Origin of the sequence: Pelagimonas varians, from assembly GCF_003208435.1 — a bacterium.
Classification (GTDB): Bacteria; Pseudomonadota; Alphaproteobacteria; order Rhodobacterales; family Rhodobacteraceae; genus Pelagimonas; species Pelagimonas varians.
In genome coordinates, this window is the sequence record NZ_QKMF01000003.1 from 201319 (window position 1) to 218157 (window position 16839).

At 53.0% G+C, this 16839-nt stretch carries 16 protein-coding genes; 12 read left to right on the forward strand and 4 right to left on the reverse strand.

The features are described from left to right. The first annotated feature begins 401 nt into the window (after nucleotides 1-401). On the forward strand, nucleotides 402-2384 hold the full coding sequence (locus tag C8N36_RS05370) for a TonB-dependent receptor domain-containing protein (protein WP_097804723.1): 1983 nt from the start codon (nucleotides 402-404) through the stop codon (nucleotides 2382-2384). A gap of 457 nt (nucleotides 2385-2841) precedes the next feature. Here C8N36_RS05370 and pcaG read toward each other — a convergent pair whose 3' ends face one another. From pcaG to pobA, 4 genes are all read right to left on the reverse strand, one after another. Beyond that, complete coding sequence (gene pcaG / locus C8N36_RS05375; RefSeq protein WP_097804722.1) at nucleotides 2842-3456, reverse strand: protocatechuate 3,4-dioxygenase subunit alpha; 615 nt, start codon at nucleotides 3454-3456, stop codon at nucleotides 2842-2844. A gap of 2 nt (nucleotides 3457-3458) precedes the next feature. After that, entirely contained in the window at nucleotides 3459-4205 is a 747-nt protein-coding gene (pcaH, locus tag C8N36_RS05380) for a protocatechuate 3,4-dioxygenase subunit beta (RefSeq protein ID WP_097804721.1), read from the reverse strand. Further along, a complete protein-coding gene (gene pcaC, locus C8N36_RS05385) occupies nucleotides 4202-4582 on the reverse strand; it encodes a 4-carboxymuconolactone decarboxylase (protein ID WP_097804720.1) in 381 nt (126 codons plus the stop codon). Before pcaC ends, pcaH begins: the two co-directional genes overlap by 4 nt. A 102-nt stretch (nucleotides 4583-4684) precedes the next feature. Beyond that, a complete protein-coding gene (pobA, locus tag C8N36_RS05390; RefSeq protein WP_097804719.1) occupies nucleotides 4685-5854 on the reverse strand; it encodes a 4-hydroxybenzoate 3-monooxygenase in 1170 nt (389 codons plus the stop codon). A 98-nt stretch (nucleotides 5855-5952) separates the two neighbouring features. Between pobA and pcaQ the strand changes: the two genes are divergently transcribed. The 11 genes from pcaQ to C8N36_RS05445 all read left to right on the forward strand — a co-directional run bounded on the left by pcaQ (nucleotide 5953) and on the right by C8N36_RS05445 (nucleotide 16816). Then, nucleotides 5953-6885 carry a pca operon transcription factor PcaQ gene (gene pcaQ, locus C8N36_RS05395; RefSeq protein ID WP_097804718.1) on the forward strand — a complete coding sequence of 311 codons (933 nt, stop codon included), beginning with the start codon at nucleotides 5953-5955 and terminating at the stop codon, nucleotides 6883-6885. A gap of 289 nt (nucleotides 6886-7174) precedes the next feature. After that, nucleotides 7175-7660, forward strand: a complete 486-nt coding sequence (locus C8N36_RS05400) for a fasciclin domain-containing protein (protein ID WP_097804717.1) — start codon at nucleotides 7175-7177, stop codon at nucleotides 7658-7660. A gap of 80 nt (nucleotides 7661-7740) precedes the next feature. Beyond that, nucleotides 7741-8244, forward strand: a complete 504-nt coding sequence (locus C8N36_RS05405) for an aggregation factor core (protein ID WP_110767811.1) — start codon at nucleotides 7741-7743, stop codon at nucleotides 8242-8244. Nucleotides 8245-8269: 25 nt separating this feature from the next. Then, nucleotides 8270-9802 carry a cryptochrome/photolyase family protein gene (locus C8N36_RS05410; protein ID WP_097804715.1) on the forward strand — a complete coding sequence of 511 codons (1533 nt, stop codon included), beginning with the start codon at nucleotides 8270-8272 and terminating at the stop codon, nucleotides 9800-9802. After that, entirely contained in the window at nucleotides 9789-9914 is a 126-nt protein-coding gene (locus tag C8N36_RS05415) for a DUF2256 domain-containing protein (RefSeq protein ID WP_097804714.1), read from the forward strand. Before C8N36_RS05410 ends, C8N36_RS05415 begins: the two co-directional genes overlap by 14 nt. 133 nt (nucleotides 9915-10047) lie before the next feature. Beyond that, nucleotides 10048-10605 (forward strand): CIA30 family protein, encoded by a 558-nt coding sequence (locus C8N36_RS05420; RefSeq protein WP_097804713.1) that lies wholly within the window; start codon nucleotides 10048-10050, stop codon nucleotides 10603-10605. A gap of 248 nt (nucleotides 10606-10853) precedes the next feature. Further along, nucleotides 10854-11660: a mechanosensitive ion channel family protein gene (locus C8N36_RS05425; protein ID WP_097804712.1), complete on the forward strand. Its 807-nt coding sequence runs from the start codon at nucleotides 10854-10856 to the stop codon at nucleotides 11658-11660. Nucleotides 11661-11927: 267 nt separating this feature from the next. Continuing rightward, the gene (locus tag C8N36_RS05430) at nucleotides 11928-13067 is read left to right on the forward strand and encodes a Gfo/Idh/MocA family protein (RefSeq protein WP_097804711.1); all 1140 of its coding nucleotides are present in this window, start codon (nucleotides 11928-11930) and stop codon (nucleotides 13065-13067) included. Between the two features lie 26 nt (nucleotides 13068-13093). Continuing rightward, nucleotides 13094-14320 carry a D-mannonate dehydratase ManD gene (gene manD / locus C8N36_RS05435; RefSeq protein ID WP_097804710.1) on the forward strand — a complete coding sequence of 409 codons (1227 nt, stop codon included), beginning with the start codon at nucleotides 13094-13096 and terminating at the stop codon, nucleotides 14318-14320. Nucleotides 14321-14341: 21 nt separating this feature from the next. After that, on the forward strand, nucleotides 14342-14818 hold the full coding sequence (locus C8N36_RS05440; protein WP_097804709.1) for a cupin domain-containing protein: 477 nt from the start codon (nucleotides 14342-14344) through the stop codon (nucleotides 14816-14818). Nucleotides 14819-14941: 123 nt separating this feature from the next. Beyond that, nucleotides 14942-16816, forward strand: coding sequence for a polysaccharide lyase family 7 protein (locus C8N36_RS05445; protein ID WP_170125812.1), 1875 nt, complete (start codon nucleotides 14942-14944; stop codon nucleotides 16814-16816). Nucleotides 16817-16839 lie beyond the last annotated feature (23 nt).

The window sequence follows — 16839 nt, forward strand, 5'->3', positions numbered from 1 at the left end:
ATGCAATACCTGATAAAAAATATCAAGTAATAACTTGACGATTTTCTTAAGACATCAAGTGACACGGAAGGTTTTTGGGGATGCTGGGGGGGGCAAATTCAGATGATCTCTAGGAGCGTGTACGGATTAATTTGTGTATTTATTACAATTGCCTAGGAATTTCTTTGACCCGCCGGAGTTTCATTTTTTGGGTGTTCAGTCTCTTTGGGTGTGCCCCTAAGGATTGGTAGGGTATCCAACCCAAGTGTTGCAAATGAGCGATTTCAGATTGCGAAATCCGAGGGCTGCCAGCATGAAGCGCTTGCCACTCTTGCGCCCGTCATCCCATACCGCACGCCAATAGGCAGCTATGATCCCTCACAGCCACTGAATCCACTTTTTCGCGATACAGGGGACTCGTAATGCGCCACAAACTTCTCAAAACCTTCCTGCTCACCAGTGTCTGCGCCGCGCCGCTTTATGCTCAGGACGCGCCGTTTGAATCTAACGCCATCTATCTGGGTACAATTGCTGTTGCCGGGGGCGCAGACGTCGATGCCATCAACGACAAAGATGTGACCGCGCAGGATTTGGATCGTAAGAACCCGGTCGATCTTCAGGACCTGTTCAGATCAGAACCAACAATTTCTGTCGGTAGCTCGATCCCTGCCTCGCAAAAAGTCTATGTGAACGGCATCGAAGAATCCCGTTTGGGCGTCACAATTGACGGGGCCCGTCAAAACAACAAAGTCTTTCACCACGCGACGACGAACTTGATCGATCCGGCACTGTTGAAGTCGGTCCGCGTTGATCCAGGTGTTGCGCCAGCGGATGCTGGCCCCGGTGCATTGGCAGGTGTGATTGCCTTTGAAACCAAAGATGTCGATGATCTGCTTGAAACGGGCGAGGTCATTGGTGGGCGTGCAAAACTTCAGTTCAGTGACAACGGCAATGTCTGGACGAAAAGCGGGGCCGCCTATGGCCGCTACAACGGTTTTGAAGCACTGCTCTATCTTAAGAAAGCCGATGGCGGTTTGCAGACAGACGGGGATGGGAATTCCATCACTGGGTCCAAGACCAATCTAACAAGCGGCTTGGCGAAACTGGCCTATGAGGCGCAAAGCGGCGATCGTATCGAGCTTTCTTATGAACGAGTGAAAGATGATGCAGCACGCCCTTATCGTGGAAACATTGGCCTGATCATTGGCGGGCGCCCGCTTCCACTGACCCGCACCTACGAACTTGATCGCAGCAATTTGGTGCTGACCTACACAGATGAAAGCCCCGAAGGTTGGTGGGACCCCAAGGTTGTGCTGTCCATGGCGCAAACTGAAATCAACCTGCCGGAAGAGGATCAAAACACCTTTGGCAAGACCAAGAGCTTTTCCGGTGTCTTTCAAAACAAATTTGCGCTTGCAGCAGGATCTGTGACAGCTGGTCTCGACTTTTTCCGGGACGAAGCCGAAATGGATTACGAAAGCTATACAAACCCGGCTTGGAACGATCACCCTGTTGAAAAATTGAACAACGTTGGGGTGTTTGCACAAGCGCGGCTTGAGCCAATGGATGCTTTGCGGTTGTCCTTTGGTGCGCGTGTAGATTGGCGCGAATTGACTGGTGTAGACGGTTCAAACCACAGTGATTCCGGTGTTTCGGGCAATATTGCCGCCGAATATGACATCACACCGAATGTGACGTTAAGTGGTGGCTATTCGCATATCTGGGGTGGTATTGATCTCGCCGAAAACTTCATCATGAACTCGGCTTGGACCTATGACCCTGATGGGTTCGAGACTGTAACAGCAGACAACATGTTCGTTGCGGCTACGGGCTACTTTGGCGATTGGACCATCAACGGCAAAATCTTCAAAACAAACATCGATAACGCCCGGAATGCGAGCTATCGCGGCGGGCCAAACCCGACGGTTGATCTGGAAACGCGCGGTTATGAATTGGGGGTCGCCTTTAACTGGGCAGATGGATTTGCCAAGGTGGCTTATGCCAATATCGAAAGCGATATTGACGGGCGCGTTGCGGATTCCTACGCGGGCAACTATCTGACCATGCCGTTGGGAGAAATGGTGACTTTGGCGGCAATGCATGAGTTTAAAAACACAGGTTGGCGTATTGGTGGAGATGTCGAGCATGCGCTCGAAAACACCCGCACCTATGATTACGCGACTGGTGGCGATGGGCCTGCGCTTCCGGCCTATACAGTTGTAAATACGTTTGCGGAATTTACGCCGCGCAACATGGACAAGCTGGTCATTCGAGCAGAGATCAACAACCTGTTTGATGAAACCTACGCCGCTCGGGCGACCTATGGGCAGGACTTTAGCGATGAAGTCGAGCCTCTTTATGAACCCGGCCGCACATTCCGGATTTCAGCTGCGTTTGAGTTCTAAACGAACTGACGGTGCCCCTTGTCTTGGGGGCACCTCAGAACTTGCCTCTGACAGGTGGACAGAAACGACAATGTTCGATGAGCATTGTTCAAAGCATGAGCTGTTTGTGTGCAATACCCTTGCCGCGCCAAATCAATGATGTCGAAGTCCTAAACCCGAATGGAGTTAAGGTCCGGCGCGTGCCGCCGTTGGATCGGTCACCTCCTTTTCCAAGGTGGCGGGGCCCTTCCATAAACCGAAATCTCACGGCTTTTTGGTCCGCGAAAATCCTTATTTTGCATCACACTTTTTGTCTTCGCTCTCTTACATACGCCCGAAGGGAATTGATCTGCCGACCAATCCAGCCCGCCGTGGGTATAGAGATATATACCACAGATTGAACGTACTGCTCGGCGGATGTTCGGCCCTCCTTGCTGGCGGTCTTTTGATACCCTTAGGGACTGACGTAGGATGTGCTTTACATGTCGAAGAAGATCGTTTCGTTTGGTCCTTGCAGGTGGACATCGAAACGATAGCTGCCATCCGGTTGTTTGCTGGCAAGTAAAGTTGGAATGCGGTTCTGATGCTCGATCCGTGACAAAATTGGATCGGCTGCATTGGCCTCGGGCTCGTCCTCGAAATAGATCCGCGTGTGAAGGCCGGTATTGATGCCACGGGCCACGATCCAAGCAGTGATATGCGGCGCTTGCATGCGACCGTCGGGGAATGGAACTGCGCCGGGTTTTACCGTATCAAAGATAAATTCGCCTGTGTTCATATCACCGGGCGAGCGGCCCCAGCCGACAAAATTGGGATCAGCTGCACCGCGGGTTTCATTGGCAGACGGAAACAAGCCGGCCGCATCGGGCTGCCAGATTTCAACCATTGCATCGCGTAGGGGGGTTCCTGTGCCGTCAAACACTGTCCCTCGGATAATGATTTCCAAACCCTTTACCGGGCCGGTTTTCATCGACGTGCCAAGATCGCCGCCATAGATACCTATGCCGGTAAAATTGGGCGTACAGCCAATGTGCACATAGGGTCCGGCGGTTTGGCTTGGGCTTTCGTGAAGATAATCAAGCTTTTGTACCATGATCAAAGACCCTCTTTGCGATTTTCAAAATAGGTTTGACGCTGGCCGCGAAGAACGATGTCGAACTTGAAGGCCCGGCTGTCCATCGGAACAGTCCGGTTCATATCCAACGGGGCCGTCAGTGCATCAATCGCTTCTTGCGTTTTCAAGATGCCGACGATGGGGCACAATTTGATATGCGGGTCACCCTCAAAATACATCTGGGTTATCAAGCGCTGCGCAAATCCGTGTCCAAAAATCGAAAAGTGGATATGTGCCGGGCGCCAGTCGTTCATGCCATTCGGCCAAGGGTAGGGGCCAGGTTGGATGGTGCGAAACTCGTAACTTCCGTCTTCGGCGGTGATCGTGCGCCCGCATCCGCCAAAATTGGGATCAAGCGCTGCTTGATAGCTTTCTTTTTTGTGGCGATAGCGGCCACCCGCGTTTGCTTGCCAAAACTCAAGCAGAGCGCCCGGAACACCGCGACCGTTTTCATCCAGAACACGTCCGTGCACGATGATACGCGGGCCAATCGCACTCTCACCCGATTTGGCGTAGTTCAGGATCAGATCGTTGTCTAAGTCACCCAAAATGCTATGGCCAAAAACCGGCGAGGTCTCTTCGCTTAGTGTTGTCGGAAAAGACAACAGGGCGGCTTGTGGGCTGCGTTTGACGCTCGTTTTGTAGGGCGGTGTCAAAGCATCAGGCTGCCACACGCGGTCGCGGGGAATAAAGCCGCCGGATTTGGGCGGACCGTTCAAGATGCTCATATGGTGACTCCCATCTCTTTATAGGTCTGTTTAGCAAGTTTGATTGCGTGGTTGGCTTTGGGGACTCCTGCATAGATTGCCACATGCATAAAGGCCTGAAGCACATCTTCGGGGCTGGCCCCCGTGTTGGCCGTAGCGCGGACATGCATCGGGATTTCCTCAAAGTTTCCGGTCGCCGCCAATAGGGCAAGTGTCAGCATCGAACGTTCCCTTTTGGCGATCGTCTCATCCGCCCAAAGCGTCCCCCAAGCCCCTTCGGTTATCATGGATTGGAACGGGGCGTCGAAGCTTGTTTTGTTGGCTTCGGCTTTGTCGACATGTGCATCGCCGAGAACGGAGCGGCGTGTCGCCATTCCTTTTTGCATTAGGTCAGACATAGCTGTGTTCCTTTGAGGTTCGGCTCGGAAGTGCGGCGGCAATCCTTGCATCAAATGCGCGCCGAAGATGGCGTGTTGGGGCAGCTGTCTTGAAAACACCCATCAGTAGGGCAACCCGACATAGTTTTCCGCCATCGCCTGCTGCGCCGCCTTATTGGACCGTAAAAATTCAAGCTCGGCCACCTGCATCTTCAGGTCAAATTCAGATTGATCGGGGTAGCGGTGCATGAGTGACGAGAACCACCAGCTGAACCGCTCGGCTTTCCAAACCCGCGCCAGCGCCTTTTCGGAATAGCTGTCGATGCCATCCGTGCTGGCACTTTCATAAAACTCACGCAGCCCTCTATAGAGATAGTGAATGTCGGACGCGGCGGTGTTCAGGCCTTTGGCCCCGGTGGGCGGCACGATATGGGCGGCGTCCCCGCACAAGAACAGGCGGCCCCAGCGCATAGGCTCTGTTACGAAGGACCGCAGCGGTGCGATTGATTTTTCAATGCTGGGGCCGGTGACAAGTTTCGCTGCCTGATCGGCTGGAATACGGCGTTTGAGTTCTTGCCAGAACGCTTCATCCGTCCAGTCTTCGGGTTTGTCACTCAGCGAGCATTGAATGTAGTACCGGCTCAGGTTTTCATTGCGCATCGAACAAAGCGCAAAGCCCCGTGGAGAGTTTGCGTAAATCAGTTCGTGATTTACAGGCGGTGTTTCTGACAGGATGCCGAGCCAACCGAAGGGATAGACTTTTTCATATTCGCGCCGGACATCCAGCGGGATCGTTTGGCGGCTGACGCCATGAAATCCATCACATCCGGCAACAAAATCACAGTCAAGACGCCGGGCTTCTCCATCCACCGCATAACTGACATAGGGCGTTTCAGTGTCGGCACCGTGGATCACAACATTTTCGACGTTGAACTCGATCTTGCCGCCGCTTTTCTCACGCGCCTCATAAAGATCACGGGTCACTTCGGTTTGGCCATAAATGACGACCGGCGTGCCGGTGTGTTCTTTGAAATCCACCCGGAACAGCTCGTCCCCATAAGACACCAGCGTGCCGTCATGTGTGATCCCCTCGGCATGTAAACGGTCGGCGCAGCCCGCCTCTTCCATGAGGGTCACAAACCCTTGTTCCAGAACGCCGGCCCGAATACGCCCGAGCACATAGCCCTTGGTTTTGCGTTCCAGAACGACACTATCGATGCCACGTGTGTGCAGCAGTTGCGACAGCAAGAGACCCGAAGGCCCGCCGCCGATGATTGCAACCTGAGTTCTCATTGTGACCTCCTGACTTCCGAACCCGTTTTAGCATGTTGATTTGCATATTTAAAATGAAGTATTGTGGATTTTGATTATCGTTTTTGGAAAGTAACGCTGTGGACCGTCGTATAAAGTTTCGCCATCTTGATGCGTTCAGCGCAATTGCACGGGCGCGGAGTTTCAAGGTCGCAGCTGAGCAACTGAACCTGACCCAGCCCGCGATCTCAAAAACAGTAAAGGAGTTGGAGGAAATCCTTGGGGTGGTGATGATGGAGCGGAGCCGGGCTGGCGTCACATTGACACCGGAAGGGGAAGTGTTTTTGCAGTTTGCAGAGCAAAGCACCGCAGCGCTTCGGCACGGGTTGCGCAGTATCCGAACGGCTGGCACTTCGGCAGGGCAATTGAAAGTCGGCGCTTTGCCTAGCGTTGCCTCAAGCTTGTTGCCGCAATCAGCGCTGGATTTCGCGAAAAAAAATCCAGACACGTTGCTTGAGGTCCATGAAGGTCCGCATCACGATCTGATTTCGCGGCTCAGAAGTGGTGGCCTTGATCTGGTTGTCGGGCGATTGGGGCGGCCGGAAACGATGGCGGGGCTTGTCTTCCAGCAACTCTATACCGAGGAGGTTGTGATCGTTGCACGCCCTGACAGTCCGGCGTTGGCAGTACGCGATTTCGAAGCGCTTGACGCTTTTCGTGTGCTCTATCCCCCAAAGGATTCTGCGATCCGTTCCTTGATGGCCCGCTTGTTGATTTCCAAAGGCATCCCGCTGTTTCAAAACCGGATTGAATCGGCGTCTCCAGTCTTCGGTCGGGCTGTTGTCGTGGAAGATGCCAATACCATCTGGTTCATCAGTCGGGGGGTTGTCGCCACCGATTTAGCAAAGGGGCGTCTTATAAGGCTGGATATAGACACCACAGCCACAGCCGGGGCCGTTGGCATTATGAGCCGCGCAGAGGAGGTGCCATCCGTGGCGGCACGGGCTTTTGAACGTACTCTTGTGACGATCTGTGAACAAAATGGCGCGTTGGTCAAAGGTGCATCGGGGTAAAGACACCGTTGAGGCGTTTGGCACGGATCTCACGCAGGGCAACGGAAATCGATCCTTGGACCATAATGCTTCGCGGCAAGCGAGCCACGTCAACAAGGGCGACGTGCAATTCAAAGCCCCGAGACCTGAGATTTTTTTTGAGCCGTTTTTCCGAGCATGTGTAAGGGAACGGGAAGGTTTATTTCGATATCACAAAGAAAGTTTCGATTTGAGTGATCCAATATTATTCCGCTGACGTATCCAATATATCCAGCATCGATGTGATGCTCATTCAACCGGGAGAACTTATATGTTCCGTCGTCACTTTATTGCCCTCACCTCCGCTGCCGCTCTGACAACCGCGTCTATGGCTTTCGCCGACGGCCATTCAAAAGACATCGTAGATACCGCCGTTGCAGCTGGGTCGTTCAACACACTTGCAGCCGCATTGCAGGCCGCTGATCTGGTGGAGACTCTGAAAGGCGAAGGCCCTTTCACCGTTTTCGCACCGACCGACGACGCTTTTTCTGCTTTGCCAGAAGGCACAGTCGAAACACTTCTGATGCCTGAAAACAAAGACCAATTGGTGGCAATCTTGACGTACCACGTTGTTGCTGGAAAAGTCATGAGCACTGATCTGACCAACAATATGATGGCTCCGACAGTGCAAGGTAGCGACGTCACGATCATGACCGAAGGCGGCGTGACTGTGAATGGTGCCAATGTTGTAACCGCCGACATCGCGGCATCAAATGGCGTGATCCACGTGATTGACGCAGTCATTTTGCCGAAATAAGCGCCTATTTAATAGCCGTCCCAATTGGGGCGGCTATTTCATGTTTTTATCCACTTAAATCATCAATGACCGGAATTCCCATGAAGAAAACAATTATTGCTATATGCGCGACCGTTCTTGCCACCCCTGCATTAACTGACGTTCAGGTGCAGTTTTTGGAAGGAGCTCCGAAAGATAGATTTGTTGTGACCAATCTTGGGGGATGCGACCTTGGAGCGGCAGAGCTTGAAATCAACTTTGCGGCTTCAAATGCAGGTTTGATTTTTGATGTGACCGGGTCGGGTGCGGGCGTCGAAGTGTTTCAACCTTTTGAAGTGGCCGTCGGGGCAAATTTTCTGGCAAGTGAGCCGGTCATTACCGACGGTGATCAGGTTGCGACGCTTGTTTTGAAAAGCCTTGGTCCGCAGCAAGAGATCGCGTTCACAATTGACGTTGATGACACAGCTGGCGGGCGTGAAATTACAGTGTCTGATGATGAAATCAGGGGCGCTACCGTAACTTTGGCCACCAAAGGCGAAACTGTTTCGGCTGTCCTTGGCGCAAACGCCAAAGCCTTGCTGGAAACGCGCAACTGTAGGTCATGAAAAGGGCAAGAGTTCAGGAGTTTTTATGAAGCTTCGATTGGTTCTGGGCGATCAGCTGACTGAAACGATCTCAAGTCTGTCTGGCGCAAGCCACGACGACTTGATTGTGATGTGCGAAGTTCGGGACGAAGCGACTTATGTGAAGCATCATAAGAAAAAGATCGTTTTTCTGTTCTCTGCGATGCGCCATTTTGCTCAAAGTTTGTCACGGGCTGGCTATAGTGTTCACTACGTCACCTATGATGATCCTGAAAACTCGGGCTCTTTGAAAGGAGAGGTCGGGCGGCTCATTGGAAAACACCCCGTTTCCGAAGTCGTGGTGACTACTCCCGGCGAATACCGCCTGCTTGAAGACATGAAGCAGTGGTCTTCGCTCCTTCAGATTCCTGTCACAGTTCTGGAAGATGACCGTTTTTTGTCCACACCCGAAGAATTTGCGTCTTGGGCAAAGGGGCGCAAACAGCTCCGGATGGAATACTTTTACCGCGACATGCGGCGCAAATACGGGGTGCTGATGACTGAGGCCGGCCCGATTGGCGGGCAATGGAATTTTGATGCGGAAAACCGCAAACCTCCGGCTGAGGACCAAACGGTGCCTGCCCCTTTTGTTACGGATATGGATCAGACCACAAAAGACGTGGTCACCTTGGTCAAAGATCATTTTCCCGACCACTTTGGCGATATTTTGCCGTTTCCTTTTGCGGTGTCCCGGGACGGGGCATTACAAGCGCTAGACCATTTTGTATCCGAACGCCTGTGCCTGTTTGGCGACTTCCAGGACGCGATGATCCAAGGCGAGCCGTGGATGTACCACAGCCTCATTGGCTTGTATCTCAACTGCGGTCTCCTGACACCGATGGAGTGTATCAAGCGGGCCGAAGCGGCCTTTCACGATGGATCTGCCCCTTTGAATTCCACCGAAGGCTTTATCCGGCAAATCTTGGGGTGGCGGGAGTTTGTGCGCGGTCTGTATTGGCTGAAAATGCCTGAGTACAAAGAGCTGAACTTCTTTGATGCGAATCGCCCTCTGCCGGATTTTTATTGGACTGGTCAGACCCAGATGAACTGTTTGCGTCAATGCATAGAAGAGACAAAGCAGAACGCTTATGCGCATCACATCCAGCGATTGATGGTCCTTGGCAACTTTGCATTGATCGCCGGGATTGACCCCAAACAGGTTCAGGACTGGTATTTGCTGGTTTATGCGGACGCCTATGATTGGGTTGAATTACCCAATGTCAGCGGCATGGCCTTGTTTGCAGATGGCGGGCTATTGGCGTCAAAGCCCTATGCAGCCAGTGGTTCCTACATCAACAAGATGTCTGATTATTGCAGCGCGTGCCGCTACAGCCCAACTGTAAAAAACGGTCCAAAGGCCTGTCCGTTCAACTATCTATACTGGGATTTCATGCAAAGGAATGCCGCCAAGTTGCGAGGCAATCCGCGATTGGGATTTGTCTTCAGAAATATGGATCGCATGAGCGACGAAAAACGGTGGGCCAACGGCGATGATGCCCTTAGGTTCTTCAAAGAGATCGGGATCAATGAAAAAATCTGATTTGCCCTCAAAAATATGTCCGGTTTGCACCCGTCCGTTTGTTTGGCGCAGGAAATGGCGGAAGGTTTGGCACGAGGTGCGCTACTGCTCTGCAAAATGCAGAAGCACTTGAATACCAGCGCCAACACAAGAAAATGCGGGTGCTTCAACTGTAAAGCATGCTTGCAATGGGCCATCCATATCGACGTGACAGGTTGACCTGCCGTCCATCCTTTTCCAGTTAGATACGATCCAAGGAGGATCAAATGCTTACAGTTAAACTCAGCGGGCTGGCTTTGATAGCTGCCCTGATGTCCCCTACGCTGATCAATGCGGAGGATGCCATGATCCAGTTTCCAGTGTCAGATCCGTCCCAATGGGACTATTTTAGCGATCAGGTTATGGGTGGTGTTTCGGAAGGGCGGGCTTCATTCGAAAAAAGCGGCGCGCAGACAATTTTGCGGCTGACGGGCACTGTCAGCACCGCCAACCGCGGCGGCTTTATTCAAGCCCGTACAACATTGGACGCGCCGTTGCCATCAAACGCCAAAGGCATCGTAATGGAAGTGCGCGGCAACAATGAACCCTACTACATTCATCTGCGCACCAGTGGCACGGTGCTGCCGTGGCAATTCTACCAAGCCCCGTTCAAAGCACCGGATACATGGCAAGAAGCACGGATTCCCTTCACAGAGTTTTCTCCCTACGGGGGGCTGTTACGCCAATCGTTTGATGTACAAAAAATCCGCAGCGTTGCCGTGGTTGCCTTTGGCAAAGACTATACCGCTGATTTGTCGGTTCGGGCCATTGGCGTTTATGACTAACAAACAGTCCTGAAATGCGGTCGGTTGGCCAGACCTAGTAAAAAACCGCGGCATCCCTGCCATAAGACAAATATTCCGACAACTGCCAGGGGTTGAAAACTATAGCCACAAGAACTCTGCGCCGGTTTGTTGGTCGATAGCACTGAAAGTTGATGAAGACGAACCAGACGACAGGAAAAACCTTGCATTCGACTTGACCGTTTTCTTTAACTGGTTCGGAAAATCAACATTTAGGCAAGAGTGTGACTATGGAAAATCTTCTTGAACAATTGGGGGCTTTTGCCCCTTTGGTATTTAGTGCCTCCAAAGCACTTCTGGTTTTAATCGTCGGGTGGATTATTGCCGGCTTTGTCTCACGTGCTGTGCGCAACCGTGTAAACGCGACGCCAAAGATCGACCCGACGTTGGGCCATTTTTTCGCCAGCATGGTGAAATGGGCGATCCTTCTTGTTGTGCTTGTGGCTGTCATGGGCATTTTCGGAATTCCGGCAACCTCGCTTGTCGCCATTCTAGGTGCCGCGTCTTTGGCCATTGGTCTTGCGTTGCAAGGCACACTAAGTGATCTGTCCGCAGGCGTGATGTTGATCATTTTTCGCCCTTATAAGCTGGGGCAATATGTCGACATCGGCGGCACCTCCGGGACTGTCAAAGACATCACAATGTTCACGACGGAACTTGCAACGCCGGACAACGTGCAGATCATTGTTCCCAATAGTCAAGCTTGGGGAACGGTCATAACCAACTATTCGGCACATGAAACCCGCCGTGTCGATCTGGTTTTTGGCATCGACTACGACGACAGCTCTGACGCCGCGATGCAGGTGATCCTTGATCTGGCGCAGGCTGACGGGCGCGTCCTTGGTGATCCGGAACCTTGGGTGCGGGTGACAAATTTGGGTGACAGCTCTGTTGACATAACGGCACGCCTTTGGTGTCAGGCGGCGGATTATTGGGATGTGAAGTTCGACCTGACCAAACAGGTCAAGGAAGCGTTCGATTCCAAAGGTATTTCCATTCCTTATCCGCATTCAGTCGAGATCCAGAAATCTGCATGACACAAGGCGATGGGCGGTTTGCGCCCCTCGGATCATAACATTGGAGCTGCGCCGTTGTGTCGGCGCGGCTCGCCTACCACCTGATATGGCTTTTGAAACGGGACAATGGCACGGCAAGCGAGAGCTGCCATTTGGTGTGTCGGTCGTGAGGGGGGAGGGGGTGCTTGAAGTTTTGAAATCAGCAATGTTGTAAATAAAGTTGTAAATATTTGCAAAACAAACGCGCTCTGCCTAGTGTGGCTTTAGCCACCTTTGAACGGAGCGGAAATGAGCCAAAAATTGAAAGTCTTGGTTGCTGGCACCGGCTTTGCCGGAGAGGGGCATGTCGATGCTTTTCGGGCTGCCGGAGCCGAAGTTGTTGGCATCGTCGGTCGCACGAAAAGTGTCGTGGATGAGGTCGCTGGTAAACTGGCAATCGGCTATGCGGGCACCGATTGGAGCGAGGCACTCACAACCTGTCAGCCGGACATTGTGTCAATCGCCACACCGGGCGGTGCGCATTACGAGCCGATCAAACAGGCAATCGCGTGTGGTTGTCATGTGTTTTGCGACAAACCGATGACGCACAGCGGTGAAACGGCTGTTGACCTGTGTGATCTTGCTCAGCGCAAAGGTGTAAAAACCGCCTATGCTGCCAGTTTTCGCTATGCGCCAAGTGTTTTGCACGCCAAGCAATTGGTGGCTGCTGGTGCGATAGGGGAGCCGCTGGAAGTCGAGTGTATTTCGCATTTCAACTTGGAACGCGACATTCCTTTTGGCTGGTCACATCGCGCAGAAAGTGGCGGTGGCCGTCTCAACAACAACTTTACCCATTCACTGTCAATTGTGACCTCTGTTGTCGGGGAAAAAATCCTGTCCGTCAGTGGCGAAGTCCGGGATGATTTAGGCAAGGCCCCGATTGTCGAGGGCGTGCATAACTTCATGACCAGACGCAACTTTATCCCCAAGGATTTGAGCGATCCGTCGCTGAAGTGGGGCGAAAGCAACGTTGAATGGTCCTATACGGTGTTAGCCCAGCTGGAAAGCGAACACGCGGCGCGGCCGGTGTCGGTGCTGTTCAAACACGGTGGCTTGAATCCTCGTTTCAACGAAGACCACATCGTTTTCTACGGCTCACGCGGCGCAATCTATATCAAAGGCCATTACGGCAGTGGCCAGCTGTATGTCTGGGGGCAAGACAAGGCATGGAATGCCGTTTCATTGCCTCAGGAGATTGTCGATGCTGTGCCAGATGTCGCAGGCGAGACCGAGCAGTGCTGGCATTATCTGGTGCAAGAGTTTGTCAAAGACATCAACGGCGAAACCGTTCCACCATACCCGACATTCAAAGAAGGCAGTCAGTACCAGCAACTGATTGATATTATACGTAAGAACGGAAGTTGGACTGACGTTTCCGATCTAGCCTGAACACATCGAGCAAGAAAGAGATCCTGATGAAGATTACCGGTGCAAAGGTGTTTGTGGGCGGACCCGGCAAAAACTACGTGACTTTGAAGATCATGACGGATCAGGGGGTCTATGGCTTGGGGGATGCGACGCTTAACAATCGCGAAACGCTGCCCGCCAAGTACCTCGAAGACTATCTGGTTCCGGCATTAATCGGTATGGATCCCCGCAACAGCGAAGACATCTGGCAGTATTTGTATCGTGGGGCGTATTTTCGCCGTGGACCTATTGCCATGGCGGCCTTTGGTGCCATCGACATGGCATTGTGGGATATCAAAGGCAAATTGGCCAACATGCCAATCTATCAACTGCTTGGCGGCAAGAGCCGTGAAGGGGCGATGGTCTATGCCCATGCAACCGGTGCCGACCTCGAAGACCTAATGGAGTCGATCTCTTATTACCTTGAGCAGGGGTACAAAGCGGTGCGGGTGCAATGCGGCATCCCGGGGATGCCTTCGGCCAGCTATGGGGTTTCGGAAACCAAAGGCGATGTTGAAAATTACATCACTGATTTCAGTGGTATCCGTCCCAAAGTCGAGATCTGGGATACAGACCGTTATATGCGTTACATGCCGGGGGCTTTGGCTGAAATCCGGGCGCGGTTCGGGCCAGACTTGAAAATTTTACATGACGTGCATCACCGGCTTTTGCCGCGCGAAGCTGCTGAATTTGCCAAAGCGGTTGAACCGGTCGGGCTTTACTGGCTCGAAGATCCGACCCCAGCCGAGGATCAGGATGCTCTGACACTGCTGCGCCAACATAGCACCGTGCCAATCGCGATAGGCGAGGTGTTTAATTCGATCTGGGATTGCAACAAACTGATCGAGAAAGAGCTGATCGATTTCATTCGCGTTGCTGTCACCTATGCTGGCGGAATCACCCCCGTGAAACGCATCGTTGATTTAGCGGGACTGCATAATGTGCGCACCGGTTTTCACGGTGCCCCCAGTCATTCACCACTGAGCATGGCCGCACAGGCCCAAATCAACGCATGGGCACCCAACTTTGGCATTCAGGAATATCTGGTGCTGGGAACGCCGGAATGTGACGCTTTGTTCCCTTCTGAGCACCGGCTTGAGAACGGGTTGTTCCATGTCAGCGATGCCCCCGGTCTTGGCGTCGATTTCGACGAGCAAGAAGCCGAGCGGTATCGTTACAAGCCCGGCAGCCATCCCATCGTGCGCTTGGAGGATGGAACCCTGTGGAACTATTGAACGGCATAAAAAGGGCACGTCATGTCTGAGGATACATATCTGGTCACGCGGGCCGAAATTGAGCAGCTTGAGGGTGCCCCGAAAGCTCATTTCCTGAACCCCAATGCGCAATGCGTGAATAAATCCTTGGGTGATCTCACAGGTTTGACCGGCTTTGGGTTTCACATAATGGAGGTGCAACCGGGCCGCGATACAACCGAGCCGCACTATCATTTTCGAGAGGATGAATGCGTTTATATTCTGTCGGGGCAGGGCGTTGCGCATATTGGGGACGAGGTTGTTTCAGTCTCTGAGGGCGATTTTTTGGGATACCGAAAAGGCGGATTGGCGCATGGGCTCAAAAACACAGGAACAGGTGTCTTGCGGTGCATTGTGGTCGGTGAACGCCATGACACAGACGTGGTCGACTATCCGGCGCAGCATAAACGGATGTTCCGCACCAAGGGCCTGCCATGGAACGTGGTTGACCAATCCGACATCAAAGACAGGGGCCGGTAAAGGCCGCTTGGCTCCAAGGTGCCAAGAGGGGGGCGGTTCATGGATCGACCGAGGGGCTTGGCACTTTGAACACCATAAAAGCCCGCAAAAATGCGGCGATACGACAAAAACCGGGGGGACTACATGACCAAGAACCTAGCACTATATGTGGCGGCTTTCGCTGCTTTGGCACCGGCCGCAATGGCCCAAACACTGACCAACCCAAGTTTTGAATCCGGGTGGAGCGGCTGGAAGGATGTCGATCCCAACAAAGATGCGACTTCCGTTTCGGGGCACTATAACACCGGCCTCAAATCGGCAAAGATCAGCAAGGAACCCGGGCATTTTGAGCAAAGTATCTCGCTCTTTCCAGAATCTGAATACGAACTGCAGGCCTACGTCAAAGGCCCCGGCGAGGTCGGAATCGAGCTGGCCGGCGAAGTCGCATCGGCCGTGTCGGCAGGGGATGGCGAAACATGGGTGAAACTCAACGTCCCATTCAAAACGGGTGCTGACACATCGGCGCGCATCTTTGGCGGTTGGGGCGGCGGCGAAGCCCGTTTTGACGATTTTGAATTGGTGGCGCTGTCCGGTCCCGCAAAAGTGGCGGCGGACGAGGCCGCCAAAGGCCCCAGGGTATACACAACGATCGCGGATGGCTGCGAAGACATCCGGCAGTTGCGTGTCCAGTACGTCAGCGCCGAGGGTGACTTTGACAAGGAATACGCGCCTGAGCGTATTATAGACCATGACTTTTCCGCGGATTCACGGTGGTCTGCCAAAGGGGCGGGGCGCGAAATCATTCTGGATCTGGGATTGCCGCAAACCCTGAAAGAGCTGGGCGTTGCCTTCTACAAAGGCCACGAACGGCGCAGCTATTTCGAGATGTCGGCCTCGCTTGATGGCCGAGGGTATCTGCCGTTGATTGCGCGCACAGAAAGCGCCGGCAAGACCACGGCAATCCAACGCTTTGACCTCGACGATACGGCGGCGCGCTATGTCAAAGTGACAGCTTATGGGAATGAGAAAAACGAGTGGAATTCGATCCTTGAAATTCAACCCTATGGCTGCGGTTTTGGCATGATTGATCCGACCGGTGATGGCGCGGATGTTGCCGAATACTCTAACAAAGGGCTGTTCGGGCTGTTCACGGATGTGCCGCCATCAGAAAACTTTGACCTGTCGGCATGGAAGATCACCGTTCCCTATGACAAAGATGGTAACGGCAAAGTCGATGAAATCAAAGAGATTGAGCTAAACTCTGGTTGGCAAGACACCGAAGTTTTCTACACCGACCCCGTCACCGGTGGCATGGTTTTTCGCACCATTCCGGGCGGTACTACGACGCAAAACTCCAGCTATGCGCGATCTGAATTGCGCCAGATGATGCGGGCGGGGGATACGGCTATCAAGACGCGCAACGATGACGGAACCCCGACCAGAAATAATTGGGTCTTTTCAACCGCGCCCAAGGAAACACAAGCCTTGGCGGGCGGTGTCGACGGCGTTATGCGCGCGACTTTGGCGGTCAATCAGGTCACCAGAACCGGTGAGCAGGGCAAGATCGGGCGGGTGATTATCGGTCAGATTCATGCCAAGGATGACGAACCGATCCGGCTGTACTACCGCAAACTGCCAGGCAACAAATTCGGCGCAATCTACTACGCCCATGAAGCTGTAGACCAAGATGACGTGTGGGTCGAAGTGATTGGCGAGCGGAAAGACAATGCCGGAAATCCGATAGACGGCATCGCGCTGGATGAAATTTTCAGCTATGAAATCGCAGTGTCGAGCCAAGAGGTCGACGGCATATTGCACCCGATGTTGGATGTGAAAATCATCCGCGATGACGGCAGCGAAATTGTGGCACCGTCTTTGGATATGTCTCAAAGTGGATACAATGTGGCTGATGACTTTATGTATTTCAAAGCCGGAGCCTATTCGCAAAACAACAGCATTTTGCCGGGCTGGCGTGATGCGGACCAAGTGACTTTTTATAAATTGGAGACCGCGCACTGAGGCAAATAGCCTGCCAGAAGCGG

Bases quoted from the DNA above. Each gene is read 5' to 3' on its own strand.
- C8N36_RS05370 (WP_097804723.1), top strand. From the start codon at position 402: ATGCGCCACAAACTTCTCAAAACCTTCCTGCTCACCAGTGTCTGCGCC.
- pcaG (WP_097804722.1), bottom strand. From the start codon at position 3,456: ATGGTACAAAAGCTTGATTATCTTCACGAAAGCCCAAGCCAAACCGCC.
- pcaH (WP_097804721.1), bottom strand. From the start codon at position 4,205: ATGAGCATCTTGAACGGTCCGCCCAAATCCGGCGGCTTTATTCCCCGC.
- pcaC (WP_097804720.1), bottom strand. From the start codon at position 4,582: ATGTCTGACCTAATGCAAAAAGGAATGGCGACACGCCGCTCCGTTCTC.
- pobA (WP_097804719.1), bottom strand. From the start codon at position 5,854: ATGAGAACTCAGGTTGCAATCATCGGCGGCGGGCCTTCGGGTCTCTTG.
- C8N36_RS05400 (WP_097804717.1), top strand. From the start codon at position 7,175: ATGTTCCGTCGTCACTTTATTGCCCTCACCTCCGCTGCCGCTCTGACA.
- C8N36_RS05405 (WP_110767811.1), top strand. From the start codon at position 7,741: ATGAAGAAAACAATTATTGCTATATGCGCGACCGTTCTTGCCACCCCT.
- C8N36_RS05410 (WP_097804715.1), top strand. From the start codon at position 8,270: ATGAAGCTTCGATTGGTTCTGGGCGATCAGCTGACTGAAACGATCTCA.
- C8N36_RS05415 (WP_097804714.1), top strand. From the start codon at position 9,789: ATGAAAAAATCTGATTTGCCCTCAAAAATATGTCCGGTTTGCACCCGT.
- C8N36_RS05420 (WP_097804713.1), top strand. From the start codon at position 10,048: ATGCTTACAGTTAAACTCAGCGGGCTGGCTTTGATAGCTGCCCTGATG.
- C8N36_RS05425 (WP_097804712.1), top strand. From the start codon at position 10,854: ATGGAAAATCTTCTTGAACAATTGGGGGCTTTTGCCCCTTTGGTATTT.
- C8N36_RS05430 (WP_097804711.1), top strand. From the start codon at position 11,928: ATGAGCCAAAAATTGAAAGTCTTGGTTGCTGGCACCGGCTTTGCCGGA.
- manD (WP_097804710.1), top strand. From the start codon at position 13,094: ATGAAGATTACCGGTGCAAAGGTGTTTGTGGGCGGACCCGGCAAAAAC.
- C8N36_RS05440 (WP_097804709.1), top strand. From the start codon at position 14,342: ATGTCTGAGGATACATATCTGGTCACGCGGGCCGAAATTGAGCAGCTT.
- C8N36_RS05445 (WP_170125812.1), top strand. From the start codon at position 14,942: ATGACCAAGAACCTAGCACTATATGTGGCGGCTTTCGCTGCTTTGGCA.